General features: G+C 51.1%; 19 protein-coding genes. 16 read left to right on the top strand and 3 right to left on the bottom strand.

All coding sequences use genetic code 11. From position 1 onward, the window contains the following. Window positions 1–2: 2 nt before the first annotated feature. A complete protein-coding gene (locus tag BLLJ_RS01865; protein ID WP_013410357.1) occupies window positions 3–1,373 on the bottom strand; it encodes an ATP-binding protein in 1,371 nt (456 codons plus the stop codon). A gap of 289 nt (window positions 1,374–1,662) precedes the next feature. Between BLLJ_RS01865 and BLLJ_RS01870 the strand changes: the two genes are divergently transcribed. Continuing rightward, the gene (locus tag BLLJ_RS01870) at window positions 1,663–3,030 is read left to right on the top strand and encodes an Nramp family divalent metal transporter (RefSeq protein WP_013582381.1); all 1,368 of its coding nucleotides are present in this window, start codon (window positions 1,663–1,665) and stop codon (window positions 3,028–3,030) included. 99 nt (window positions 3,031–3,129) lie between these two features. Here the strand turns inward: BLLJ_RS01870 and BLLJ_RS01875 are convergent, their stop codons facing one another. Beyond that, window positions 3,130–4,719 carry an MDR family MFS transporter gene (locus BLLJ_RS01875; protein WP_013582382.1) on the bottom strand — a complete coding sequence of 530 codons (1,590 nt, stop codon included), beginning with the start codon at window positions 4,717–4,719 and terminating at the stop codon, window positions 3,130–3,132. Between the two features lie 310 nt (window positions 4,720–5,029). On the opposite strand from BLLJ_RS01875, the gene BLLJ_RS01880 reads away from it, so the two are divergent. The 14 genes from BLLJ_RS01880 (at window position 5,030) to BLLJ_RS01940 (ending at window position 23,880) form a co-directional block, all read left to right on the top strand. Beyond that, window positions 5,030–6,301 carry an IS30-like element ISBlo4 family transposase gene (locus BLLJ_RS01880; RefSeq protein ID WP_008783747.1) on the top strand — a complete coding sequence of 424 codons (1,272 nt, stop codon included), beginning with the start codon at window positions 5,030–5,032 and terminating at the stop codon, window positions 6,299–6,301. A 187-nt stretch (window positions 6,302–6,488) separates the two neighbouring features. Next, entirely contained in the window at window positions 6,489–8,084 is a 1,596-nt protein-coding gene (locus BLLJ_RS01885; protein ID WP_013582383.1) for a sugar transferase, read from the top strand. Between the two features lie 243 nt (window positions 8,085–8,327). Further along, the gene (locus BLLJ_RS01890; protein ID WP_229063381.1) at window positions 8,328–10,100 is read left to right on the top strand and encodes a DUF4012 domain-containing protein; all 1,773 of its coding nucleotides are present in this window, start codon (window positions 8,328–8,330) and stop codon (window positions 10,098–10,100) included. Between the two features lie 58 nt (window positions 10,101–10,158). Continuing rightward, on the top strand, window positions 10,159–11,637 hold the full coding sequence (locus BLLJ_RS01895) for a polysaccharide biosynthesis tyrosine autokinase (protein WP_013582385.1): 1,479 nt from the start codon (window positions 10,159–10,161) through the stop codon (window positions 11,635–11,637). A gap of 4 nt (window positions 11,638–11,641) precedes the next feature. Continuing rightward, window positions 11,642–12,850, top strand: coding sequence for a glycosyltransferase family 4 protein (locus BLLJ_RS01900; RefSeq protein ID WP_013582386.1), 1,209 nt, complete (start codon window positions 11,642–11,644; stop codon window positions 12,848–12,850). After that, entirely contained in the window at window positions 12,847–14,229 is a 1,383-nt protein-coding gene (locus BLLJ_RS01905) for a glycosyltransferase (RefSeq protein WP_013582387.1), read from the top strand. The genes BLLJ_RS01900 and BLLJ_RS01905 overlap by 4 nt, the downstream gene beginning before the upstream one ends. A 52-nt stretch (window positions 14,230–14,281) precedes the next feature. Next, window positions 14,282–15,295 (top strand): capsular polysaccharide synthesis protein, encoded by a 1,014-nt coding sequence (locus BLLJ_RS01910; protein ID WP_032740595.1) that lies wholly within the window; start codon window positions 14,282–14,284, stop codon window positions 15,293–15,295. 4 nt (window positions 15,296–15,299) lie between these two features. Next, the gene (locus tag BLLJ_RS10250) at window positions 15,300–16,310 is read left to right on the top strand and encodes a glycosyltransferase family 2 protein (RefSeq protein WP_074709860.1); all 1,011 of its coding nucleotides are present in this window, start codon (window positions 15,300–15,302) and stop codon (window positions 16,308–16,310) included. Then, window positions 16,307–17,404 carry a polysaccharide pyruvyl transferase family protein gene (locus BLLJ_RS01915; RefSeq protein WP_013582389.1) on the top strand — a complete coding sequence of 366 codons (1,098 nt, stop codon included), beginning with the start codon at window positions 16,307–16,309 and terminating at the stop codon, window positions 17,402–17,404. The genes BLLJ_RS10250 and BLLJ_RS01915 overlap by 4 nt, the downstream gene beginning before the upstream one ends. Before the next feature lie 307 nt (window positions 17,405–17,711). Next, window positions 17,712–18,683, top strand: a complete 972-nt coding sequence (locus BLLJ_RS01920) for an O-antigen ligase family protein (RefSeq protein ID WP_197530259.1) — start codon at window positions 17,712–17,714, stop codon at window positions 18,681–18,683. After that, on the top strand, window positions 18,667–19,605 hold the full coding sequence (locus BLLJ_RS01925; protein WP_041473806.1) for a glycosyltransferase family 2 protein: 939 nt from the start codon (window positions 18,667–18,669) through the stop codon (window positions 19,603–19,605). The genes BLLJ_RS01920 and BLLJ_RS01925 overlap by 17 nt, the downstream gene beginning before the upstream one ends. A 3-nt stretch (window positions 19,606–19,608) precedes the next feature. Next, window positions 19,609–21,132, top strand: a complete 1,524-nt coding sequence (locus tag BLLJ_RS01930; RefSeq protein ID WP_372584482.1) for a lipopolysaccharide biosynthesis protein — start codon at window positions 19,609–19,611, stop codon at window positions 21,130–21,132. A 177-nt stretch (window positions 21,133–21,309) separates the two neighbouring features. Continuing rightward, window positions 21,310–22,317 (top strand): nitroreductase family protein, encoded by a 1,008-nt coding sequence (locus BLLJ_RS01935; RefSeq protein ID WP_013582393.1) that lies wholly within the window; start codon window positions 21,310–21,312, stop codon window positions 22,315–22,317. A 126-nt stretch (window positions 22,318–22,443) separates the two neighbouring features. Next, the gene (locus tag BLLJ_RS01940; protein WP_013582394.1) at window positions 22,444–23,880 is read left to right on the top strand and encodes a Coenzyme F420 hydrogenase/dehydrogenase, beta subunit C-terminal domain; all 1,437 of its coding nucleotides are present in this window, start codon (window positions 22,444–22,446) and stop codon (window positions 23,878–23,880) included. Window positions 23,881–24,194: 314 nt separating this feature from the next. On the opposite strand, the gene BLLJ_RS01945 is transcribed toward BLLJ_RS01940, so the two are convergent. Beyond that, window positions 24,195–25,412 carry an ATP-binding protein gene (locus tag BLLJ_RS01945; RefSeq protein WP_013582395.1) on the bottom strand — a complete coding sequence of 406 codons (1,218 nt, stop codon included), beginning with the start codon at window positions 25,410–25,412 and terminating at the stop codon, window positions 24,195–24,197. Between the two features lie 72 nt (window positions 25,413–25,484). Between BLLJ_RS01945 and BLLJ_RS11025 the strand changes: the two genes are divergently transcribed. Then, the gene (locus tag BLLJ_RS11025) at window positions 25,485–25,646 is read left to right on the top strand and encodes a hypothetical protein (protein WP_007051352.1); all 162 of its coding nucleotides are present in this window, start codon (window positions 25,485–25,487) and stop codon (window positions 25,644–25,646) included. The last annotated feature ends 15 nt before the right edge of the window (window positions 25,647–25,661 follow it).

Here is a 25,661-nt window from a genome sequence, read left to right on the forward strand (position 1 = left end):
GGCTACCGCTCAGGATTGTTGAGCATAGGTGCCTGCCCCTCGTCATAAGCGCGCAGGAGCCGTCGGAGCAAAAATGTGGTGAAGTATGGTGCGGTGAACACGTGTTCGCTACTACCGATATTGCCGGCGGATAGTTTCACGCCGAACTGAATTTCCGGATAAGAATCCGAAGCGATTAGCGTCCGCATGGATTTGGCGGTGCCTTTTTTCGATTTCACCTCCACCGGCACCAGCCATTCGCGCGTGCGGACGAAGAAATCCTGTTCCAGTGTGGAATCCTCTTTTTTGTAGTAGTACAGGTCATAGCCGGATTTCCGTAGCGCTTCAGAGACGATGCTCTCGTACATAGCACCCTTATAGACACCAAGATTACGATTGGCCCGCAGATCATCACTGGCCTCGTCGTCAAGCATCGCTACGAACAGACCGGTATCGCCGAAATATATCTTGAACTTGTTTTCGTCATAATTGCCTTTCAACGGCAGTTCAGGATAGGACATACATCGGCAGATATTCACCATTCCCGAGGTTTCAAGCCATTCCACGCATCCTCGATAGTCTTTGAAACGCGCTCCGCTGGCAACCTTGCTGATTTGGAACTTCTTGTTTTCCTTGGCGAGTTGCACGGGAATATGGTTGAACACGTTGAGAATTCGTGCCTGATCGAGTCCTTGCGCGTATTTGCGGATATCCTCCTGGTAGTCCAAAATAAGCTGGCGCTGCAATTGCAGTGTTCCCTCGAACGTGCCAGTGCGTATATGGGAGGCGACAACCGCAGGCATGCCGCCAAGCACGCAGTAATCCATAAATGCCGTGGAGAAGACGTTCATTTCCACTTCAGAGAATGGCGTAGCATCACACAGGTGGGTGAACATGCTTTCGATGACGGCCTCATCGTATCCGCGAGCCCACAGAAATTCCTCGAAGTCCAACGATCGCATTTCGTAGTCGGTCTTATATCCCACGCTATTGCTTTCGATTTGCTTATAGCTGATGCCCAGCATTGAACCGCTGCAAATCACATCATATTTGCCGTCGATTTTAAAGAACTTCAGTGCAGTGACGATATCAGGATGGGCCTGGATTTCGTCGAAAAAGATGAGCGTATCGCCCGGAATGAACTTTTTAGCTGGGTTGATCAGGGAAATATTGCGGACGATGGTATCCGCGCCATAACCGTCCGCAGTGATTGCGCGATATTTCGGTTCCTCAACGAAGTTGATTTCCACTACCGAACGGTAGTTGTGTGCGGCAAAGTAATCGATAGTCTCTGTCTTGCCTACTTGACGAGGGCCCTTGATGATTAGCGGGGAGCGATTCGGGTCGGATTTCCATGCATTGAGATAGGCATCGGCTTTGCGTTTGAGATACATGAGGAGCCCCTTTCCGAATTACTGCTATATCAATGATTTTACACTTTCATGAGCGAGTTTTCTACCGTCTGGCACATTTCATGAGCGAGTTTTCTAGTAATTTCCTCATTTCATGAGCGAGTTTTCGGCGGTTTGTCACATTTCATGAGCGAGATGGCGGGGAATGCCAGCTGCCAGTCCGCCAGTCATCCATCAATCGTCCGCAGATTGTCCGTCTGTTGACGCGGGAAACATGCCCGCGCTATAACTGAGCCCGGTATGAAGGGAGAAGGGAATAGGAACAGACGATATGGCAGTAACACACACCGCAGCAGATGCCATTGCGGCAACCACTATGACGAACGCCGTGGCAGACATCGAACAGGAAACACCGGAAATCGAGAAGGAACGCCAGCTTGCCGGAGTCGGAGCCGGAGCTGGAACCGTGGCAAACGGCAAGAAAAAGCCGCATGACCATGCGCTGGCCAGCATCCTCGGCCCCGCGTTCGTGGCGGCCGTGGCCTACGTCGATCCTGGCAACGTGGCGGCCAACATCACCTCCGGTGCGAGGTACGGCTACCTGTTGGTATGGGTGCTGGTGCTCGCCAATGCCATGAGCGTGCTTATCCAGTATCAGTCCGCCAAACTCGGCATCGTGACCAACAAATCCTTGCCGGAACTGCTGGGTGAGCGTATGAGCGATGCCGGCCGTTTCATGTTCTTTATGCAGGCTGAAGTCATCGCCATCGCCACCGATCTGGCCGAGGTGATCGGCGGTGCCATCGCCCTGAACCTGCTGTTCGGATTTCCACTGTTCATCGGCGGTTTGGTGATTGGCACAATCTCCACGGTGATGCTGTGGTTCCAAGGCGGCAAGACACAGACCACGTTCGAGCGCATCATCATCGTGATGCTGCTGGTGATTACGTTCGGCTTCATCGCGGGTCTGTTCGTAGCCCCGCCGAACCCCGGCGAAGTGGTCAAAGGCATGATTCCACGCTTCCAAGGCGCCGACTCGGTGTTGATGGCCGCCTCGATTCTGGGCGCCACCGTGATGCCGCACGCCATCTACCTGCACTCCACGCTGGTGAACGACCATTACGCAGGCGGCGAAAAGCCGTCGATCAAAACGCAGCTGAGAGGCTCGAAAATCGATGTGGCCTGGGCGCTGTTGCTGGCCGGCACCGTGAATCTGGCGATGCTGGTGCTCGCCGCCAACTCGCTGCATGGCATGTCTGGCACGGATTCCATCGACGGCGCACAGCGGGCGATCACGCAGGTGCTCGGCCCGGTGATCGGCACGATCTTTTCCGTCGGCCTGCTGGCTTCGTCGCTGAGCTCCACGTCGGTTGGCACGTACGCCGGCTCGGAAATCATGCACGGTCTGCTGCACGTTAACGCCCCGATGTGGGCCTGCCGCGTGGTCACGCTGGTGCCGGCACTGATTGTGCTGTGGTTCGCCAAGGACCCGACTCAGGCGCTGGTCATCGGCCAGGTGGTGCTTTCCATCGGCATCCCGTTCGCCGTGATTCCGCTGATGCGATACACGCATGACAAGGAACTCATGGGCAAGTGGGCTGATGGAACCGTCAAGCACGTGATCTTCATGATCGTCGTGGCGCTGATTGTGGCGTTGAACGTGCTGCTGATTGTTCTGACGCTAATGGGCAGGGCGTAATAGACTCCAGCTGAAATCCTGCGATAGCACAACATAATAAGAAGCCCCGGTGTTGGAAACCGGGGTTTCTTATTATGTTAAGAATGGTTGAATCTGCCGTCAGTTCGCAGCCATACGCCGCGCACGCCGTTCGCGCAGCGCACGCAAGGAAATAATGTCTCGCGTACGACCGGCGCCGTCGCCCTTGACGCCGAAGAACACCATCAACACCATTGCCAGACAGATCATTGCGGAGATGCGCAGCGCCCATTGAATGCCAAAAATCGAAGCGGCGACGGCGGAGGCGCCGCCCTGCTTATGCAAAGCGGCAAACGTTTCCATCAGAATCACCAACACGGGTGCGCCCACAGCGCCCGCAATCTGACGCGCGGTATTCGTCACCGATGATCCGGCGGACACTTCGCTCGGCCCGTTCAGGCAATTCAGGGACCACGTGGTAATCGGCATCAGCAGGAAACCCATGCCGATCTGACGGATGAACTGGCAGATCGATACCCACCAGATCCACGTATCCATCGCCACCAGCGACATGCCCAAGGTGCCAAGGGTCAACACAATCGAACCGAACAAAGCCACGGGTCGTGCGCCGAATCGATCCATCGCACGGCCGCCGAAGAACTGGGAGACGCACTGGCCGATAGCGCCCGGCAACATGATCAGGCCACTCATCGTGGCAGAATACCCACGGTCGGTCTGGATGTAGAGCGGCATGATGACCAGAATCGAACTGAAGGCGAAAAATGCCAGCGACGCGGTAATGGTGCCGACGGTGAACGAACGGTTCTTCAGCACTTCCAAGTCCAGCAGCGGCGGCTGGGGGAGTGCCGACTTGTCCTCGGCTACGGCCTCACGATAGCGCTTGCCGGCGCGCAGGTTACGCAGCACGAACCATACGATGCCGATCAGACCCACAACCATAGGTCCCCACGTGACCGGTGCCGCGAATCCATAGGTCTCTGAATTGGTGAAGCCGAACATAAGCCCGCCAAAGCCGATCACCGACAGGCATGCCGAGAAGAAGTCCGCGCGGGCCGAAGGGTCGTGTGAACCGAAATTATGCAGTCCGAACATGGCCGCCAGCAGCGAGATTACGCCAATGATGGTCATGGTCAGGAAGATCGAGCGCCAGCCGTTGGCATCGGTCTGCCAGCCGCCCAAGGTGGGGCCGATGGCTGGCGCCACGCTCATGGCCATGCCCACCGTGCCCATGGCAAACCCGCGGCGAGACAGCGGGTAAATGGAGAACACGGTGATTTGCAGCACCGGCCACATCACGCCCGTGCCGGCAGCTTCGAGCACGCGCCCGACCAGCACCCATACGAAGTTTGGCCCCAACCATGCCAGCACGGAGCCGAGTGTGAACACCGCCATCGAGCAGATGACGATCTGGCGGGTGGAGAAGCGTCGGGTCAGAAACGCGGTCAGCGGCACCATCACGCCCATGACCAGCTGGAACACGGAGGTGAGCCACTGCCCGGTGGTTACGGAGATGTGGAATTCGGAAACGATAATCGGCAGCGCGGAACTCAGCTGCAACTGCGTGAAGTTGCCCACGAAGGTGATGAAGGTCAATATCGCGATGGAGATGAACGCCGCCCGGCTGAGTTTGCCGTCTACATATGATTCCTCGCGGCTCAGCACCCGCTGCAGTTCGCCGCGATGATTCTTGATTCCCTGAGCTCCGTTCATTCCACTCACGTGCATACTCCACTCTCGCTGATCGACCGCAACAACGCATCAGGCGGTCTCTCAAAGCAACCCCAACACGCTACACCCAGGGGTAGTCCGTGGGGTAGTCCGTCGAGATGCAATGCCGAGATGACTGGCCGCCCGGTTGCAGAGCAAATTAGTCCCGTTATTCGAGACGTCAAAATGAACGTAGTTACTATCCGATCACGTTCGCTATGTTGGTTTTCCAACACCCCCCCCCCTAGCGGTTAGGGGTGTGGGCGGGTTCTAGTGATCGTTGCAACACCTGACCTACCGCAAGGAGGGTCAGGTGACCAGAAGCCACCGAAACGAAGACCGTGGCGGGGAACACCGTTGGACGTTCAACGGCGTCGAATATCCGACGAGGAAGCTGATGTGCGAGGCGAGACGCGCCGAGTACGTGCGCCTGCTGGACGAGGAAGGCATGAACTTCACCCAGGCCGCGCACGCGGTCGGCGTCTCGAAACGCACCGGCAAGGCGTGGCGCAACGGCAGGACGCGCGCCACGGGAAGGAACGAGAAACCCCTGGTGGACTGGTATCGTTCCACCATGGACAAACCCAAGACCCTCCATCCGCGCTACCTGAGCCAGGAGGAGCGCATCCAGATCGCGGACCGTCTGCGTCTGGGCGATTCGATCCGCGCCATCGCCCGCCTGCTGGGCCGCGACCCCGGCACGGTCAGCCGCGAGGTCGAGCGCAACAGGAATCCCGAGTCCGGCGGTTACGAGCCTTACCGCGCCCAGCAGAAGGCCGCGGACCGGCTCAAACGCCCCAAACCGCGCAAGGCGGCCGAGGGCACGCGACTGTGGGACGAGATCGCCGCCGGGTTGCGCAGGCATTGGAGCCCGGAGCAGATAGCCAACCGGCTGAGGCTGGACTTCCCGGATAATGGGGATATGCACGCGAGCGTCGAGACGATCTACCAGGCCATCTACCTGCAGGCCAGGGGCGAACTCAAGCAGGAGCTGAAACGCGCCATGAGGCAGGGGCGAACCGCCCGCAGACCCCAAGGCGGCCAAGGCCGCAAACCCCGTTTCCGCGAACCCATGGCCATGATCTCGGAGCGACCCCCGGAGATCGAGGACCGGGCGGTCCCGGGCCACTGGGAGGGCGATCTCATCACCGGCAGCCGCAACAAAAGCGCCATCGGCACGCTCGTCGAGCGCACCACCAGGTTCACGATCCTGCTGCACCTGCCCGACGGGCACGACGCCGAACACGTCCAGCAGGCCATCATCGACAAGATGCAGCACCTGCCCAAACTCCTGCGCAACAGCCTGACCTGGGACCAGGGAGCGGAACTCGCCCTGCACAAACGGATCGGCGCCTCGCTGGACATGGCCGTCTACTTCTGCGACCCGCACTCCCCGTGGCAGCGCGGCACCAACGAGAACACCAACGGGCTCCTGCGCCAGTACTTCCCCAAAGGCACCGACCTATCCGTCTACCCGGAGGACTACCTCGACGCGGTCGCCGAGGAACTCAACGACCGGCCACGCAAAACCCTCGGGTTCATGAAACCAAGCGAGAAGATCATCGAACTGCTCGACGCCGCGTGATAACCTCAACAACCGACAACGTGACCATGGAAGGCCGCTCAAACCTCAGGTGTTGCAACCACCACTAGAATCTGCCGTGATGTCTGTACCATGTTGAAGGGGTAACCCCGTATACACCCGTACACAGGGGAATCCAGAGAAGTGAGAGCCGCGAGACCTGCAGTATACGGTCGAAAAGGAAGGACTGGTGTCTGAGGTGTCGTATCTGAGCAGTAACGGTCAGCCGTCTACGCGCAGCAGACAGGCCAATAGCGGTGACCGAACCACCGCTCAGCTCAGAGATATCCGCCAAAAGCAGCTCAGCCACGTGCTGTACTGGCGATTCTTCGTCAATCTCGCCCTCATGCTTATCGACGCCGCCATGTACATCATCGCCGGAGCCACGGTGCTCAATCTGCGCCATGAGGCAACGCCGCTCTATTCGAGCAGATTCAATTTCACGATTGACTCCACCGTTTACCTTATTATTGTGGCCTGCTTCTGGGTGTGGTCGCTCTATGTTGCCGGCATTTATCACCGCCATGTTATGGGTGACGGTTACCAGCTCAATGTGCTGCTGGTCAAAGGCATGGTCGTGTGCTGGGTGGTGCAGTGCGCGTTCAACTACTTCTTTAATCTGGGTCTGACCCTCACGTCGCTCTGCTTGGTGGTGATTGCCGGATGGTTGCTCACCATGGTGGAACGCATCGCCAGCCGTGCATTCATTACGCGTAGTCGTCGCAAGGGCACCTACGCTTATGGCACGGTGATCATCGGTTCCCCGCACGGCATTGGTCGCACGCTACAATTCCTCGGTCAGCGTCGGCAACTCAACTACCGCCCGGTGGCAGTATGCCCGATTCATCTCAATCCCGATACCGGATTGATTGAACAGAGCACCGACCATGAGACACTCCGTGAGGAGATGCAAAAGAACGAAGGCTGCCAGCTGCCCGTACTCGAGTACAGCGATCATAATCTTGCTGAACAGATTATTGACATGAACGCGCAGACCGTTATGGTGGCTGACGAGCTGCGTCGCTATTCGGATAATTACGATATCTTCTCCGTGCGCATGGAATCGTTCGGTCTGGAGATTGCCATGCTGGCTTCCGCCGCTGACACTTCTAACCATGAGATTCAGGTTCGATCCATACAGGGCACCACGATTATCACGCAGCGTCTTGCGCAATACACGCCAGCCCGCCGTTTGACCAAACGCTTGTTTGATTTGGTGATTTCTTCGCTAGCGATCATCTGTTCGTCGATTATCACCATCCCGGTGGCGATCGCCATCAAAGTCACGGACGGCGGACCGGTGTTCTACAAGCAGACCCGTATGGGCCTGCGCGGCAAGCCGTTCCAGATGTACAAGTTCCGTTCGATGGTAGTGAACGCCGACGCGCTCAAGAAGGAGCTCGCAAAAGAGACCGGCCAGACCGACCGCTTCATCTTCAAGATGAAGAACGACCCACGCATCACCAAGGTGGGGCACTTCATTCGCCGCTTCTCCATTGACGAGTTGCCCCAGTTCCTCAACGTGTGGATGGGGGATATGTCCGTAGTGGGGCCGCGCCCGCCGCTGCCTGAGGAATATGCCCGTTACAACCGTCTGTACGCCACCCGCATGCTGGTCAAGCCCGGCATCACCGGTCCGTGGCAGGTGTCCGGCCGCTCCGATCTGTCCGCCGAGGAAAGCGAGGCCCTTGATGTGGCTTACGTGCAGAACTGGTCGATTATGGGAGACATTGTGCTGCTGTTCCGCACGGTGGGTGCAGTGCTGAGCCATAAGGGAGCGTACTGATTCCTTCCCGTTTCGCTGTCACAGTTTTGCCGCGCCCTTGCCGCACCGCCCTTGAACGTGATTACAGAAAGATAAGTCGATATATCTATGACTGATTCGAACATACCAGAAATACCTCAGCCGCCGGCACCCTCCGAGCGGTCGGAAAACGCGGATGATCGCCAAGTGATACAGCCGTATGTTGACCCTGAGGTACTTGCTGAAGACGCCCGAGCGGCGGAACGGCGTAAGCACCGCCGGCGTATGAGCCATGAACATATCAGGCGGATCAAGCGCAAAAAGCGCATTCGGATGGTGCTGATTGTAATCGGCGCACTGCTGTTGATTATTGCCGCGCTCGCGGCGTGGCTTGGCCTTTCCGCGCTCAAAGCGAAAAATGAAGTGGAAGCAGCGATTCAGGCCGCAAGCCGCATCCAATCACAAGTTCAAGCCGGCGACACCGACAAAGCGCAAGCCAGCATTGAAGCATTCTCCCAGCATATCGACGCTACGTATGTGCAGACCAAGCAGCCGGTATGGAAACTGGCCACATTGGTGCCCTATTACGGTTCTGACGTGAAGGCCGCGCGAGACATGGTGCACATTTTGGAAGACGTGTCGAACAACGCATTGCCGAAGCTTGCCAAGGCGGCACAGGCCTTGGATTTCAACAGCATCGGTATCAAAGACGGAACGATTCAGCTGGGGGATATGGCCAGCGTGGCTCAGGATCTTGCCGCCGCCAATGGAGTAGTGGCGGATGCCAGCGTAGACATGGGCAAGATTGGCGATACGCATATTCCGCAGATTACCGAGGCGGTGCAGCAGGGGCGTAGCAGGTTCAAGGAGCTTGCCAGCCTGACGGATGCGGCCAGTCGGCTGGCGGATGTGCTGCCCAAGATGTTCGACTTGGATAGCAGCGAGGGTAGTAGCAGTGGCCCGCGAACCTACCTGGTGCTGGCACAGAACAATGCTGAGCTGCGTGCCACGGGAGGTATTCCAACTGCGTGGGCCACGCTCACCGTCGATGCAGGCAAAATCAGCATGAGCACGTTCGGCGATCCGCCTCGGGATGGTCTGTTCAGCCAGGATGAAGCCGCGAGCGTACTGACGGCGGAAGAACGCAATCTCTTCTCCACCAAGATGGCCACGGACTACCCGGACATCAATTTCACTCCCGATTTCCCCCGCGTCGCTGATATCGCGAGTCAGATCTGGCATCGAGCCGGTCATGACGATGTGGATGGCGTCATCAGCGTGGACCCGGTGTTCCTGCAGCGGTTATTGAAGGTTGCCGGCCCCGTGACGCTCTCCGATGGCACGGTGATGAGCGGCGACAATGCCGAGCAGCGGATTCTGAACCAGATTTATATTGATACCGATACGCAGGCGGAGCAAACCGACTTCTTCACGATGGCGGCCAGTGAGATCTTCACGCATGTGCTCAAGAATGTGGACGGCAAGAATCAGCAGCTGGTGCAAACGTTCCAGGAGTCCGTATCCGACGGCCATCTGTATGTATGGAGTGCTCATGAAGATGAGCAGCGGCGTATCTCGGGTACGACCATCGCCGGCGAATTGCGGTCGAAACCGGCTCATTCGGTTACGGGGGTGTACTTCAACGATGCCACTATGGGCAAGATGGACTGGTACCTGAAGCGTGAAGTGACCAGTACATATGACAAAACCTATCCCAGTGGCGCCAAGCAATACACCGTTCACATCAAACTGACGAATACGGCCGATGCCGCCAAGGTGAATGCCGCTCCGGATCTATTGCGCGGCTATGACCATAACGGCAACCCCCGTACAGGGGAGATCGAAACGGTGCTGTACGTCTACGCCCCCAATGAAGGGCGCATTGTGGATTGGACCCAGGATTTCGATCAGTTCGCTGTGCACGATGGACTGACGGTGGGTGTGAAAACCGTGACATTGCGGCCGGGGGAAAGTTTCGAGACCACGGTGCATGTGCTGGCCAGTCCCGCGGCCAATGAAAATGAAATGATTTTGAGACAGACCCCCTTGGTTGATTAAAGGGGCAACCCCTATACATTAAGGTGGAACCGTGAATAAGGAAGAACGGAGCATAGCTGTGGATGAAGCTGAACAGGTGCAGGATGGTAATGGAGTCACCATTCTCGATTTATTCAATGCGGTAAGAAAGCATGTGATTACCGCAGTGGTCACGCTGGTTATTGTGATGGTGGCAATCTGCGCGTACACCTTTACCCGCACTCCGCAATACACCGCGACTTCCGAACTCTTGGCCACTTATCGCAGTTCAGCGGCTGCGTCGGGCGCATCCAGCAATGCAGTCGAGCTGAGCTCTGGCGCCAATTACATCAATAGCCAGATTCAAACGTATCCGCAATTGATAAAAACCGAGTCCGTATTGCAGCCGGTTATTGACGATCTGGGTCTTGACACCACGGTAAAGGAATTGGCTGCGAGCGTTACCGCTTCCAACCCGGACGGCACCATGCTGGTGGATATTTCGGTTAATGATCCAGACCCGAAGCAGGCGTCCAGCATTGCCAATTCGGTTGCCGAAAACCTGAGAAAACAGGTTACTTCCACGATTTACAGCGATGAGGGCGATAAGATCATCTCTCCCGTCAACCTGACTGTGGTGCAGCAGGCGTACGCTCCGGCTTCCCCCAGCTCACCCAACGTCAAGCTGAATATGGCGATAGGCCTTGTGTCCGGCATTGTTCTCGGCGTCATGGTGGCCCTTATCAAGGATTTGCTGGACACCCGTGTTCGCCGCGATTCGGATGTTACTACTGTTATCGATGCTCCCGTACTGGGGTCGCTGAGCCGCAATGAGGCTTATGTCGGTACGTCGCCGGTGATTATCTCCCGCCCGGCCTCCCGCGAGGCAGAAGAGATTCGACGTCTGCGCACCAATGTGATGTTCGTGCTGCCCGATGAGCCGTTATCCAATGTGATTGTGGTGACTTCCGCCGGCCCGTCTGAAGGCAAGACCACGCTGAGCGTGAACCTGGCGACTGCATTTGCCGAAAACGGCAGCAAGGTACTGCTGATCGACGCCGATGTGCGCAACCCCTCGGTGAGCAAGGCCCTAGGCATTGAGGGCGCAGTGGGCTTGACCCATCTGATTACCAACCGTGTATCGTCGCATGATGCGATTCAACGCTACTGGAAGCCGAACTTCCACGTGCTTCCTGCTGGAAAACAAACCATGAACCCCAGCATTCTGCTGAATTCCCGCGCTATGAAGGCACTGGTTGAGCAGGTTTCCGGAGCCTATGACTATGTGATTATCGATACCGCCCCCATGCAGGTGGCCAATGATGCCGCCGTATTCGCCAAGGAAGGGCCGGAACTGCTGCTGGTGGCCGGCTTGGGAGTGACGGAAAAGAAACTGCTCCGGCAGACCGGGCGCGAACTGAGCACACTGAGCATCGATCCCGTGGGCTTGGCCATGAATTACGGCGAGACGGAGAAGCCCCAGAAGGGTGGCTATTACTACTACGGCGACGAGTCCGATGACAACGGCAGGAAGCGCCAAATCCAGCACAAAAAGAGCGAGAAAATGAAGAAGGACTGAGGCCATGAGGATCGCGTTCATCGGCCACAAACGCATTCCGTCTCGCGAAGGTGGCATCGAGATTGTTGTGGACGAACTGGCTACACGTATGGCTGCACGCGGAGAACAGGTCATAGCGTTTAACCGCAAAGGCCATAATGTTGCCGGTGCGGTGTTCGATAATGCGTCGAATCAGAATAGCAAGCCGTTCATGTATCGCGGAGTGAAGGTAATACCTGTCACCACTATCGATGCAAAAGGTCTGGCCGCGCTCACCTCGTCATTCTTTGCCACAGTAAAGGCTATTATGGCCCGCCCTGATGTGATTCATTACCACGCGGAAGGGCCGTGCGTGCCGTTGCGTTTTGCGCACTGGTTCGGTATTCGTACAGTGGCCACGATTCATGGTCTAGATTGGCAGCGCGCCAAATGGGGTAAATTCGCCTCTACGTATCTGAAATTAGGGGAGCGTACCGCCGCTACCTGTGCCGATGAAGTGATTGTGCTGAGCCGCAACGTGCAGCGCTATTTCAAAGACACCTATGGGCGTGATGTGCGATTCATTCCCAATGGCATTGAACGCAATGAGTCTGTTCCAGCCAATGAGATTACTCGGAAATATGGTTTGGTGAAAGACGGGTATGTGCTGTTTCTAGGCCGTATCGTGCCGGAAAAAGGCGTGCATTATCTTATCGAGGCATTCAAGCAATTGGATACTGATAAGAAGCTGGTCATCGCCGGCGGATCTTCCGATTCCGCTGAATACTATGAACAGATTCAATCTGCTGCGGCTACCGATCCTCGCATCGTGTTGACTGGTTTTATCGAGGGTCAGGAACTTGCGGAGTTGTACAGCAATGCTTATATCTATGTGTTGCCTAGTGATCTCGAAGGCATGCCTATGAGTCTGCTGGAAGCCATGAGCTATGGCAATTGTTGCCTTACTTCCGACATCCCCGAATGCGCCGAGGTAGTAGAAGACCACGCCGTTACCTTCCGCAAGGGTGATGTTGCAGATCTCACTGCCAAACTGAGCAACTTGCTCACTGACCCTTCCCGCGTGGCGCAGCTACAAGCGACCGCCGCCAACTACATCACTCAAAAATACAATTGGGACAAAGTAGTGGACCAAACCTTGGCGTTGTACCAAGGAAAAGACCCCTCTGACGAGGGGGCTCCCGGCGGAGCCGGGTGGGGGAGAGCCCACCACGACCATCAGGAGGCTTCCCAATGAAAATCCTCCTAGTCAATAAATACTTCTACCGCAAAGGCGGTGCCGAAACCTACTTTTTCGCACTCGCCGAAGGCCTGAAATCATTAGGCCACGAAGTTGCCTTCTTCTCCATGCAGCACCCGAACAACGAGCCAAGCTATTGGAGCAAGTATTTCGTATCTGAAAAAGACTACGTCGGTAAAATTTCCGCATTCCAACAGGCAAAGGAAGCGGCAACGCTGATCTATTCGTTGGAATCCAAGCGCAAGTTTGAGGCGCTGCTGGAGGAGTTCCAGCCGGATGTGATCCACATGAACAACGTGCACCGTCAGCTGACACTGTCGATTCTGGATGCGCCGTACCTGAAGAAGCATCGTGTGCCAGTGGTGTACACCGCACATGACTACATTCTGCTGTGCCCTGCATACACCATGGTGGACGGCAACGGCAAGGTGTGCGACGACTGCCTTGATCGACGTTTCATCCATGCTGTGAAGAAGACTTGCGTGAAGGGTTCCAAAGCCAAAAGCGGACTCGCGTTCCTGGAGGCGGAGTTCCTGAAACACCATCACAGCTACGACAAGATCGACAAGATCATCGCGCCGAGCGAGTTCATGAAGAGCAAGCTCGACGAGGGCGGCTATGCGGGCCGTACCGTGGCCATGCAGAACTTCCTGACCACCAGCCAGATGGATATGGCTCATAAAGTAACGAATACGGACAAATTCAACACCGTGGACCCGTATTTTCTGTTCTTCGGTCGTCTCTCCAAGGAAAAGGGCATCCTTACCTTGGTCAAGGCTTTCCTTCAGGCCGCAGGTCTGCTCCCGCTGGCGGGAGCTGTCGAGCAAAGCGAGACTGAGGGTGGTCACCTTGTAGCTAACTGTCTCCCCTCCAATTGGACCCTCCACATCGTCGGCGACGGCCCAGAACGCCAAACCATCGAAATGCTCATCAAATCTGCCGGCTCCGAAGCCGAAAATCGCATTAAACTCCTCGGCTACAAAACCGGCGAAAATCTCCAGCGCGAAGTCGGCAACGCCCGCTTCTCTGTTCTATGCTCCGAATGGCGTGAGAACATGCCGTACTCCGGCTTGGAATCCTTGGCAGCGCAGACCCCGGTGATCGGCGCGAACATCGGAGGCATCCCCGAACTCGTGGTGGAAGGCGAAACTGGCTTCAAATTCGAAAGCGGGAACCAGGACGATCTGGCCCGGACATTGACCAAGGCGGCACAGGTGGACGCCGGACGCTACGCCTCCATGCAGGAGTCCTGCGGCCGCTATGTCGAGGAACGGTGCCGACAGGATATGTATGTGCGGCAGCTGGAGGATGTCTACCGAGGCACTCGCAATGCCGACGGCATGTCCGTGGTTTCCGGCGTTGCCGGGAATAGGTAAGTTGACACGGGCCGTCTGATAGACGCGTGGAAGCAGAGGAGAGCAAGAAAATATGGTCGCAGGTCATTCAAGTATCAAACGAATCGTCCATCGTATCGGTGAGGAGTGCCGTTCCACGGCGGAGATCGCCCGGCTGACGTCATGGCCGGAGGCGTTGGAGACCTTCATGGCGAAGGTGGACATCCAGATGATGAATCGCAACGGATTCAAAGAACCGCCGGCGGTGCGCAACCGTCTGGTACACAAGCATGAGATTCTCATGAAGTACTTCGAGCAGCGTTATGGCCGCTTCGCCGATGAGTATGACTTCCATGCCCCCATGCAGGCGAGCGACCCCGCTCTTGAAGGCAAGATCTGGACGTGCTGGTGGCAGGGCCTCGATCAGGCTCCCGAAATCGTCAAATGGTGCGTGGAATCCATCAAGCGGAACGCCGGTGGCCGCGAGGTCATCATCATCACCGATGAGAACTACGAACGCTACGTGCACATCCCCCAGTGGGTGAAGGAGAAGCAGAAGGCCGGCATCATCACGCGGACCCATCTTTCGGATCTGCTTCGTTTCATGCTGCTGTCGCAATACGGTGGGCTGTGGCTGGATTCCACGTTCTTCTGCACCGGTTCCTTGGAGGATGTCGCGTTTGCTTCTTCCCTGTGGTCGATCAAGCGGCCGGATTATTTCCATGCCTCTGTGGCTCAGGGCTATTTCGCGAACTACTCTTTTGCGTGCCATTCCGATAAACGTTGGGTATTCGCCGCTATTCGTGATTTTGTTCTGGAATACTGGCGTACCAATGATTCCATGGTGGATTATCTGTTCGTCGATTACCTGATTACATTGGCGATACGGCATGATACGGCAATGAAGGAAGCATTCGCGGCGATTCCTTCCAATAACCCCAATTGCGATGAATTGTTCAAAGTATTGGGCAAGCCATATGACGAACGACTCTGGGGAAAGATAGGTAAGGAGACCTCCTTGTTCAAGCTTACATGGAAACAAGTTTTTCCTGTCGAGCATGATGGTGAAAAAACATTTTATGGAATGTTGAAAGGCATAGGAGATTAATAATATGCCTATCCTTTCAGTTGTCATACCCTGTTATAATGCCTCGTCGACAATCGAAGAATGTGTTCTGTCGGTCATGGATCAATCGTTAACTGATTTGGAAATAATTGTGGTTGATGATGGATCTACGGACGATTCTTTAGCTATTTGTCGCAGGTTAGCCGAGGAAGATGAACGGATTTCCGTTTATACAAAAAAGAATGCCGGTCAAGGCATTGCTCGGAATTTTGGCATGTCGCATGCAACAGGGGAATACATAGCTTTTGTTGATGCTGATGATACATGTAATGTTGAGATGTACAGGGCGTTGATTGATTCAGCTAAAGAATTCGACGCAGATCTTGTTTTCTCGGGATATAGAGACATTAAAGACGGGAAAGTGGTAGAAGAGCATCCAAACAATAGAGAAGTACTCCAAGACGATGCTGCTATTCGACAACACATGGCCGATCTTATAGCTTCTTCTGCAGGGAATGTTGGTTCGTGCTGTGTTGCGGTCTGGGATGGCATATTTAGGTTATCCATGCTAAGAAAATATGGCATAGAATTCCCTTCAGAAAGGACTGTTTATTCCGAAGATCTTGTATTCAAGCTAAGAGCACTTGCATTGTCCAATACGGTATCTTTCCTTCCGGATAGTTATTATGAATACCATATAAGCGAATCTTCGTATTCAAGATGTATTGATGTACATGTTATTGACAAGCTTATTTCGATGTATAAAATAATTGAGTGTGAATTTTCGGAAACACTGGATGAGTTCTGTTTCTCATCAAGAAACGCAGCGAGGCTGTTTGCCTCGCTCCGTTTTGCTTTGCGTAGCGCACCGTTGGATAATGGACGTTTGTCGTTTTTCAGAGCAGTTGTCTCAAATCAGGATTTACGAGTTTGTTTAGCGTTATTTAAGCCGAATTCTGCCTTGGATAAGCTTATATATAGAACGTTTTTGAAGGAAGAATACATCATTCTTTCTCTCCTATTTTTATGTTTCCAGCTGAAAGGGTATCTGAAATGAAAATTGGTGTCATCACGTTTCACCGTGCCATCAACTACGGTGCTGCACTGCAGACTTACGCACTGCAGAGGGCCATATCTGACCTCGGTTTTGATACCGAGGTAATTGATTACCGGTGTGAACATATGGAAAATCTGTATAAACTGATTGGTGGTTTCAAGCAGAAGACATTTAAGCAGAATATCAGAGGGTTTATTAATCTTATTCCATCTTGGAAGAAGATGAATAGTTTCCGCTCTATGATTGCTGGGAATACTAAATTAAGTCCTGTTGCGTATGATTCAAAGTCAATCGCCACAGCAAATCAACGCTATGATGTATTCATCACCGGAAGTGATCAAGTTTTTAACTATGCTTGTTCAGATTTTGATAAGAATTATTATCTTTCGTTTGTAGAAGATACTAGGAAAATAAATTCTTATGCAGCATCTTTTGGGATTAGTGAAATTCCTCAAGAGTACCAGAGTGAGTACACGAGGTTGCTTAATAGATTTAATCATCTCTCAGTCCGAGAAGAATCCGGACGCCGTATCGTTCGTGAATTGACGGGAAGAGATTGCGCATTACATGTCGATCCGGTTTTCCTTTTAAATGCCGCTGAATGGTCGAAACTCGCGAAAGATCCTGGTATTGATAATTACATTCTTATTTATCGTTTGAATAAGTCAAATATTATTGATGATTTTGCTAGAAAACTTGCAAAAAAAACAGGAAAAAGGGTCATTAATATTGGTCAGGACTTGATTGACAAAGTCAAGAATCCAGATTTTGAAGGTAATCTTAGCACTTCCGTTGAAGAATTCCTTGGTCTATTCAAGCATGCCGATTATGTTGTGACTAATTCTTTCCATGGTACGGCTTTTTCTGTAATCTTTAATCGTAAGCTATATGTAGAGACAAAACAGAAAGATTTCAAGAAGAACGATAGAGCAGAGAATTTACTTAAACTAACTGGTCTCACAGACTCGATTATCGAGACTTTGGATGATTGTAATCTTGATATTGTTCGTGATTTTGAGCATGCTCAATCTGTACTTTCTAGCGAGAGAGAGTCTGCCTTAGATTATCTCCGGGGAATTTGTTCCAATGAATAGTCTGATATATAAGTTAAGAATCTGGCTGAGAACAACTCCAATTGAAGATTATTTCATTCCATGCATATTGCTTATATTAGTTTTTTCTACTGATAATAAGCTAATATTCATCACGAGACAGTTAGCCATTGTGCTTACGGCTGCTATTTTCTGTTTCGCATTGATGTCGAAAAGGAAGTCAGGTTTATCCTCTGTCGTAGAGAAAGTCTACGTAGCTTTTTTCTTGCTTATCTGCATAAGCTTTCTCTACACAGGTGATCGCTTAACTTATAGTAAGTATTTTCCTTACGTCCTTGCCATCTTTTCTATGACGCTTTTTGAATTCGATAGTAAATTTTTTAGTTGTCTCATCAGGCAGTTTGAATTTCTGTTCTGGATATTTATCTTTTCGATGTATCTAGAGTTATTGGCTCCCAATCTATTTTCTTTATTCTTCGGTTTTCTTGATCATGGAAGTAGCCGATCTGCAGTTATGGTTAACACTGGTGGCGCTATTTCGGGATTAGCTTATGAAAAAGGTTATGCAGCGTTCCTATGCAACATGGGATTAGGCGTGCTATTTGCAAAGTTTTTCGTCAGAGGATTTACCTTAGCTAGATTGTTCCAAATCATTGGTGTCTTTGCTGCTTTAATGATGACAGGTAAAAGGACTTTGTTTCTTATTCCAGTGATGGGACTTATCGTATTTGCGTTGTTCTTCTCCAAGAAGCATAAGATTTCAATTGCTCTTGGTCTATCCTTTGTGCTCGTTGTGTCATTAACAATAGCTGATTCGCTTATTCCTCAAGTGTCTCTTGTATTCGACAGATTGTTTGCAGATAACGGCGATCCCTTGAGCGGTAGACAGGTTTTTTGGACATATGCCATGCAGATGTTTGAGGCATCTCCGCTTATCGGCAGAGGCTTTCTTTCATTTAATGCGTATATAAATGCTCAAGGTTTCCGTTATTATGGGTTGCTTTGGAGCTATCAAGCCCATAACGTTTATTTACAGCTTCTTGCTGAGCTTGGTATTGCTGGTTTTTTGCTATTCGTTGCCTTGCTTGCCACGCTTACCTTTGGTCTAGTTCGTAGTTTTTTGAGTTGGAAAGACAGCCAAGGCTTGGAACCTGTTATTCTTCTTACTGCAGTATACTGGATTATTCTCATAGCCGTGTATAGCTTGACCGGCAATACAATCTACTATTCGTGTCAACTTGTGGTGCTCGGTATTTGTATAGCTATATATCAGACTTTCAAATTTAAGAAAGCGTTGCAGAAAAATGGAACCACTTGTTAGTATTATTACTCCGGCTTTTAACGCCTCTAAGTATCTTGTTTCTTTCTTCGAATCTGTGTTAGACCAGGAATATTCCAACTATGAACTAATTTTCATAAATGATGGTTCAACTGATGATACAGAGGAAATTGCACTACAATACAAGAAGATTTTTGAAGAAAAAGGTCATCGATTCGTTTATCTTGTAAAAGAGAATGGCGGACAGGCTGCTGCCCTTAATACCGGTTTCCCATACATGAAGGGAAAGTACTTTATCTGGCCTGACTCTGATGATACTCTATGCTCCGATAATCTGTCAGTCAAAGTTGACTTCATGGAAAAAAATCCGAGTATCGATCTTGGTATCGCGTGGGCGATACATGTGGATGAGAGTGGCAATGATTTAGGTGTTCTAAAAAGAATACCTGCGGAAAATGATAATCTATTCCGTGATTTACTTGTCAGTAATAATGTGCAGTTCTGTCCAGGTATATATATTATTAGAACTTCCACTTTCAAAAAGTGTTACCCTGAGCTGCATATTGATGAGAGTCGAGCCGGGCAAAATTATCAGCTTCTTCTTCCTATGGCGTATAAGTATCGTTACGGTTATATTAATAGAGTTTTGTATACATATATCTTGCATCCTGCCAGTCACTCAAATTTCAAGCCGCATGATGAGCAAGCCCAGATGGAACGTTTTGAGAGACAAGAGCATCTTTTGCTGAGGCTCGTAGAACATATATGTGTCCAAGATGATAAGGTTGAGATGATTGCTCTGGTCAGGAGACATTTTCAAGGCATTTATCTGAGGATTGCCAATGAACATATTGACAGAAGAAAAGCTGCAGCCTCCATGTATTCGTTATGTCGCATGCATCAGGTGAATTGTAAGGATATCATCTACGCATTCGCAACTTTTGCTGGAATCAAGCTTAAATGAGGGGTGAGCATCTTGGGAAGGACAAGCAAATTCGTTCTCAATGCGATATCAACTGCGCTTCTTCAGATAGTAACTATGGTAGCAGGGTTTATTACACCCCGTTTTCTTTTAGTCGCTTATGGGTCAGATATTAATGGTCTTATCTCATCCATCAATCAGTTCATTGTTTACTTTAATCTTGTAGAGGCTGGGTTGTCAAGTGCCGCTGTTTATTCATTATATAAACCAATAGCTGAGCATAATTATAACCAAATCAATCGTGTTGTAGTTGCTGCGCGAAATTTTTATGTTAAGTCTGGCTTCATCTTTGTCGGTCTTGTTTTTCTGCTTGCATTTGTATATCCTTGGATAACGCATACAGAGGTACTGGATAAGGGAACTGTTTTTTGTCTAGTCCTTGTACTTGGCGTAAATGGTGCTCTTGAATTTTTCACTCTGGCAAAATATAGAGCTTTATTGACAGCGGATCAAAAAACTTATGTGATCTCCACGGCATCAATCGTTTATACAATCCTTAATACTCTCATTGTCGTTATTCTATCGACTTTGAGAGTTGACATATTACTCCTTCGGATCGTCGCCCTTATTTCCATATTTGCTAGAAGTCTGATCTTATATATTTATATAAAGATACACTATAAGTTTATTGATTATAAAGTAGCACCAGATAATTCTGCCATGGATAAGCGTTGGAGTGCGTTGTACCTGCAGGTTGTGCAGACTGTACAAAATGCTTCTCCCGCTGTATTGACTACGTTATTCTCTACACTTAAGATGGTCAGTGTTTATTCCGTCTATAATATGGTGCTCGCTGGAATCAATGGTGTAATGTCGGTGTTTTCTACTGGAGTATCTGCTGGGTTCGGAGAGCTCCTAGTAAAGAAAGACATGAAAGCGTTCAGCAAAGCATATAAAGACTTTGAATACCTATATTATATGGCGATGAGCATAGTATACGGTGTTACGATGGCAACGATTCTTCCATTCATTCAGGTGTATACAAAAGGTGTTAATGATGTTCAGTACGTGAATATTGTTTTTGCCGTATTGTTTGTCCTCAATGGGGTTTTTTATAATCTAAAGACACCTCAAGGAATGCTAGTGATTGCAGCTGGTCTCTACAAGGAGACGCGGATTCAGAGCACCATTCAGGCGGGTATCCTGGTTGTTGGAGGTGTTGTCCTCGGCTATTCATTTGGTCTTACGGGTGTTTTGGTTGCCTCTTGCTTGTCTAATTTCTATAGATGTGTTGATTTGCTTTTCTTCATTCCGAAGAATGTTACGCATCTTCCGATTCTCCCTTCATTACGGCGAATGGTGGAGACGCTGGTGGTCATTGTCCTGATATGTGCCGCTTCATGGCTCTGCCTTCCGTTCCATCCGAACACTTTGATGACTTGGGTTGGTTATGCTTTCTGTAATCTTGTGTTGGCGGTTCTGTTGGTAATGCTGTTCCATGTTCTTTTTGAGCGATCAAATATTCATATTGTTGTTGACAGAGTTCGTTCGATTTTCAAGAGAAAATAGTACATGTCTTTGTGGATCATATTCTATGAATGCATATTCCTTAATTTAAAACTGGCTCGCTTCCTTTTTTATAGTGTGATTAACGAATGTTGGTTGAACAGCATTGTATAGGGTCCGGATTTCAATATTGCTGACAATATGGGCATATACTCTGAATTGAATAGAAAGGATGTTCTAATGAATATCAAAGATGAAGTAAAAAAGTTAACTCCAGTTTTTTTGTTGGAAAGAAAACAGTGGCTGCATTTAAAACATGAATCGCTTTATCAACTGAAACGTTTCTATAATGCCATTACGAATGGTAGCAATAATAATGTAAATCACTGCATCGCCAAGGTAACGTTCTATAGTCATCAAATCGAAAAAGGATTAAGCCATAGTAATTTTCGCTATGGATTTGGGAAGTCAGCTTTAATGAATCTTTCCTCAGCCTTAGAAGATCTGAAACGATGTGATTCTGACTATCCGGAATGTGCGGCTTATCAGAGTGCTGTGGCAGCATTGCAGGAATACCGCTATAAGCATGAAAATGCTGGTTATCACATAGATGATATGATTGCGCTTTTTCCCTCGGACATCTGGGATGATGCTTCTGCATCTGCTTCCGCTAACGGTGGAAGTGTTCCGGTTAAAGCCTCATTGAAAGATGGAAATGCCACCATTCCCTTTGAGAACCTGTTCCTAAACCGTAGGTCTGTACGCGAATTTTCTGATAGCCCTCTTACCGAAACCGAGATTCAACATGTGATTGAAGTAGCTACGAAAGCACCGTCGGTTTGTAACCGTCAGCCGGTTCGTGTGTACGCGATTACGAATAAATCTGTAATTGAGAAAGCGTTGAAGCTACAAGGAGGCTTTAATGGGTATAAGGTTCCCCCGGCTTTGTTCTTGATCACAGCAGACAATGAAGCTTTTCTTTCGATAAGCGAACACAATGAAGGTTTTGTTGACGGCGGTCTTTTCTCCATGGCCTTACTAATGGCTATGGAAGCTAATAAGATCGCTGCGTGTCCTTTAAACACTATGTTCTCAAAACAGATTGATCAACAGACGCGTAATTTAATCGGAGTTCCTGAAAACGAGTTCTTGATTATGTATATTGCTGCTGGACATTTTCCTGATGAAACACATACATGTATTTCTAAACGATATCCTGTTCAGGATATTCTTACTATCGTCAGATAGTGTATTCTGAAATACAGTACAAGGTTCATTTCTATGTTTCATAACAGTTCATCGCCAGAATTGTGATAATTAAGTACTATCTACCACTTTTTTCATTACTGGCATGTCGAAGAGAAAGGTTGATAAATGAACGGAGTCAAAGATGATGAGCTCCATACCATCGAACGTGTGATAGCGTCTCCTGACGAGGATGCGATTGGAGGCACGGCTACATACTGCATAGGATGTGGTTCGTGTGCGGTAATAGATCCAGCGTTTCGCATTGCAAAAAATGCAGATGGCTGCTATCGAGCTAGTGTTGTCGGTGAGCCTCGTGATTGGATTGCGGCGGAGCGTGTTTGCCCATTCGCGTCCTCGGTAGACGAGAACCAGCTCGGGGAGGAGCTGTTTAGCAAACAGTCCGGCGTTAAGTATGACCAGCATCTAGGTTATTACCTGAGTGCTTATGCCGGATATGTGTCTGTGGACGGTTGGCGTTCCCGGGGCACTTCCGGTGGCATGATCAGTTGGCTGGCTGCTAAAATGCTTCAGGATGGGCTTGTAGATGCGGTCATTCATGCCAAAGATGGTCCTGATCCTAAGAATATGTATACTATCCAGATCTCCCGTACTGTCGATGAGATCAAAGCGGGTGCAAAAGCGAAGTATTATCCTATTGAACTCAGCGAGGCCATTAAACAGGTACGTGAGCACGAAGGGCGTTACCTATTTATCGGCCTTCCGTGCTTTGTTAAGGCCGTTCGGCTTTTACGTCGTGAGGATCCTGTGCTGATGAAGCGCATCCCCTATTGCATCGGCTTGATATGCGGACATTTGAAATCTGATTTCTTTGGACAAGCCGAAGCATGGGAGTCAGGCGTGCCTCTTGACAAGATTGCACGTGTGGACTTCCGGCACAAGACTTCCGGTACACGTGCCTCGGATTATGCAATTGAGGTGCGTCGCACGGATAAGGATGAGCCTATCGTCAAGCGCATTGCCGAATTGTCTACTGCAAACTGGGGACTCGGCTATTTCAAATACAATGCGTGTGATTACTGCGATGATGTGCTTGCCGAGACCGCTGACGCGACTTTCGGAGATGCATGGATTCCCAAATATGTGTCGGATGACAAAGGTTGCAATGTTATCATCATTCGGAATCAAGCCATTCAGGATTTGTTTAACCGGTATAGGAATGAACTCGTCCTGCATGATTCGGATGCCACGGAAGTCTATCAATCACAGTCCAGCGGATTCCGCCATCGTCGCCAAGGTCTAGCTGAGCGTCTGTACATCCATCAACAGCGTGGCGAATGGACACCTACCAAACGTATTAAGCCGTCCCTTGATGGAATTCCTGAACGGCGTCAGCGGGTTTACGCAATGCGCACCATTTTGAAAAATGAGAGCTTTGTAGCATTCCGTGAGGCCGTCAAAGCCGGGGATTTCACCGTGTTCAACAAACACATGAAACCCCTCGAACGTAAGTACTGGCGCGTTAGTATCCCTTTCAAGAAGCGTATGATGAACCTCGTCAAACGAGCCATTAACAAACTAGGCCGAATCCTTAAAAAGCTCTAATTTCCGCCGCGAATATGTTCCGATGTTCTAATGCCGATAATCGGAATGGATTCATATCGATAGGACTACCATTTTGGTGCAGGGGCTGCGGGCGTCTTTTTAAGATAGCCATGCAGCCCCTATTACTGTGATGCGTACAATGATAAGGGGGGTGAAGACCAAAGTGCGCAAAACTTTGGGCCCTAGGGGACACTTGCAGGTCGGGTGCGACGTTGTACAACGCCATGCGCATCTGCCCGTAGCTCATATGGGCAGACAAGGGTAAGAGAGATGCCGGTTCCACGGCCGTCCTTATCGGGAGGCTTCTGTTTTCTCTATGCTCGGTCGTCATAGGTCTGTTCCTCCGACGGTGCGGCTCTGCGAATGAAATCACCCATGCCGGGAACGGTGAATGCCAAGAGCCCACGTTCTGGCGAATATGCCAGCCCGGAATCGATGATGCCTTTTCTGACCCGTACGACATCCGCAGGTGGCCGTCCCAGTCGTTCCGCGATCTCCGCCGAGCTGCACACGCTTTTTTCGAGCGAGGCCATGGCCCTCATGTATTCCCGTTCCAGTGGGCGGGCCCGTTGCCAGCGTGATTCGTATAGGCCGCTGTCCAGTGATGCCTGCGCTATGGGTTCGCCCTTGATGACGGCGGACAATGGGATTGGTGATGATTCGGATTCATCGAAGGCTGCAGAACCATATGCCTGGATGAAATACGGATACCCCTTGGAGAGCTCTATGAGACGGTTCAGGGCATCGTCGTCGAATCGCACATTGATTTTGCCGATGGTCTTTTCGAAGCATTCCCTGGTCTCGTCTTCGGGGAGCCGTCCGATTCGCTTGTACTGGAACAGGCGTTCGGCGTAGGAGCGTGATTTGGTAAGCACGCCGGGAAGGTTGGGCAGTCCCGCCGCGATGACGTAGAAGGGCAGATCCTCCTGTCCCATGCTGTGCTGCAGTCCGATGATGGTGCCCATCAGGTCGCTGGACATCACTTGGAACTCGTCGATGAACAGGAACAGGCCCGATCCTTCCTTTTTGAGTTCGCGGCATAGTTCCTCGACCATCATTTCGAGTCGCAGCGAGTCGCTGGATATGCCTTTGTCCTCGTTGCCGAGCCCGATTGACGTTTTGATTAACCCGAGTTCGAGGGAAACCTCGTTGACGTGTTTGAGGGAGTCGAGCATTTTCTGTCGGAGCGTTCCTCTTCTCTCGCGCAGTATCGCTTTGGAGATGCCGTCGAAGAGGAGTTCGTAGTCGTGGGTCTCGTTTCCCGTGGCTTCCATGCGGACGGTAATGAGTCCTTGGCCGGCGGCCATGTCTTTCATTCTCAGCAGGAGCACGGTCTTGCCGACGCCTCTCAGCCCGCTGTAGACCAGTCCGCGGTCGGAGTATCCCGCTTTTGTTCTGGCGATGATTCTGTCCATGATTTCGAGTTCCTGCTCGCGTCCTACGAGTTCCTTGGGTTGTCTTCCCGCTCCGGGCGCGAATGGATTGAGGGCGTGCATCGCTTCTTTGCGTCTGGCTAAATCCACGGTGTTCATGTGCGGTTCCTTTGGCCTTCCATAAGTTCTAGGTAAAAATATACACTTATATACACATATATACATGAATATGTGAGTTCAAGCGAACTGATGCTACGCCGGCTCGTCCCCGTCCCCATCAAACTTGTGCTCATCCTCGTAGGCAACGATGTCCATATCGCCTCGATGGAGTTTCTTGAGTGTTTCAGCTACTCGCGCCTGCTCATCATCAACAATAGGGCGCTCGCCGGCTAAGCATGTGAGACCATC

It is taken from the genome of Bifidobacterium longum subsp. longum JCM 1217 (assembly GCF_000196555.1).
Taxonomy (GTDB): Bacteria; Actinomycetota; Actinomycetes; order Actinomycetales; family Bifidobacteriaceae; genus Bifidobacterium; species Bifidobacterium longum.

Excerpts from the sequence above, each read along its gene's own strand:
- BLLJ_RS01920 (WP_197530259.1), top strand. The coding sequence starts at position 17,712 with ATGACGCTTTTTGAATTCGATAGTAAATTTTTTAGTTGTCTCATCAGG.
- BLLJ_RS01875 (WP_013582382.1), bottom strand. The coding sequence starts at position 4,719 with ATGAACGGAGCTCAGGGAATCAAGAATCATCGCGGCGAACTGCAGCGG.
- BLLJ_RS01905 (WP_013582387.1), top strand. The coding sequence starts at position 12,847 with ATGAAAATCCTCCTAGTCAATAAATACTTCTACCGCAAAGGCGGTGCC.
- BLLJ_RS01945 (WP_013582395.1), bottom strand. The coding sequence starts at position 25,412 with ATGAACACCGTGGATTTAGCCAGACGCAAAGAAGCGATGCACGCCCTC.
- BLLJ_RS01900 (WP_013582386.1), top strand. The coding sequence starts at position 11,642 with ATGAGGATCGCGTTCATCGGCCACAAACGCATTCCGTCTCGCGAAGGT.
- BLLJ_RS01925 (WP_041473806.1), top strand. The coding sequence starts at position 18,667 with ATGGAACCACTTGTTAGTATTATTACTCCGGCTTTTAACGCCTCTAAG.
- BLLJ_RS01890 (WP_229063381.1), top strand. The coding sequence starts at position 8,328 with ATGAGCCATGAACATATCAGGCGGATCAAGCGCAAAAAGCGCATTCGG.
- BLLJ_RS01870 (WP_013582381.1), top strand. The coding sequence starts at position 1,663 with ATGGCAGTAACACACACCGCAGCAGATGCCATTGCGGCAACCACTATG.
- BLLJ_RS01940 (WP_013582394.1), top strand. The coding sequence starts at position 22,444 with ATGAACGGAGTCAAAGATGATGAGCTCCATACCATCGAACGTGTGATA.
- BLLJ_RS01935 (WP_013582393.1), top strand. The coding sequence starts at position 21,310 with ATGAATATCAAAGATGAAGTAAAAAAGTTAACTCCAGTTTTTTTGTTG.
- BLLJ_RS01915 (WP_013582389.1), top strand. The coding sequence starts at position 16,307 with ATGAAAATTGGTGTCATCACGTTTCACCGTGCCATCAACTACGGTGCT.
- BLLJ_RS01865 (WP_013410357.1), bottom strand. The coding sequence starts at position 1,373 with ATGTATCTCAAACGCAAAGCCGATGCCTATCTCAATGCATGGAAATCC.
- BLLJ_RS10250 (WP_074709860.1), top strand. The coding sequence starts at position 15,300 with ATGCCTATCCTTTCAGTTGTCATACCCTGTTATAATGCCTCGTCGACA.
- BLLJ_RS01910 (WP_032740595.1), top strand. The coding sequence starts at position 14,282 with ATGGTCGCAGGTCATTCAAGTATCAAACGAATCGTCCATCGTATCGGT.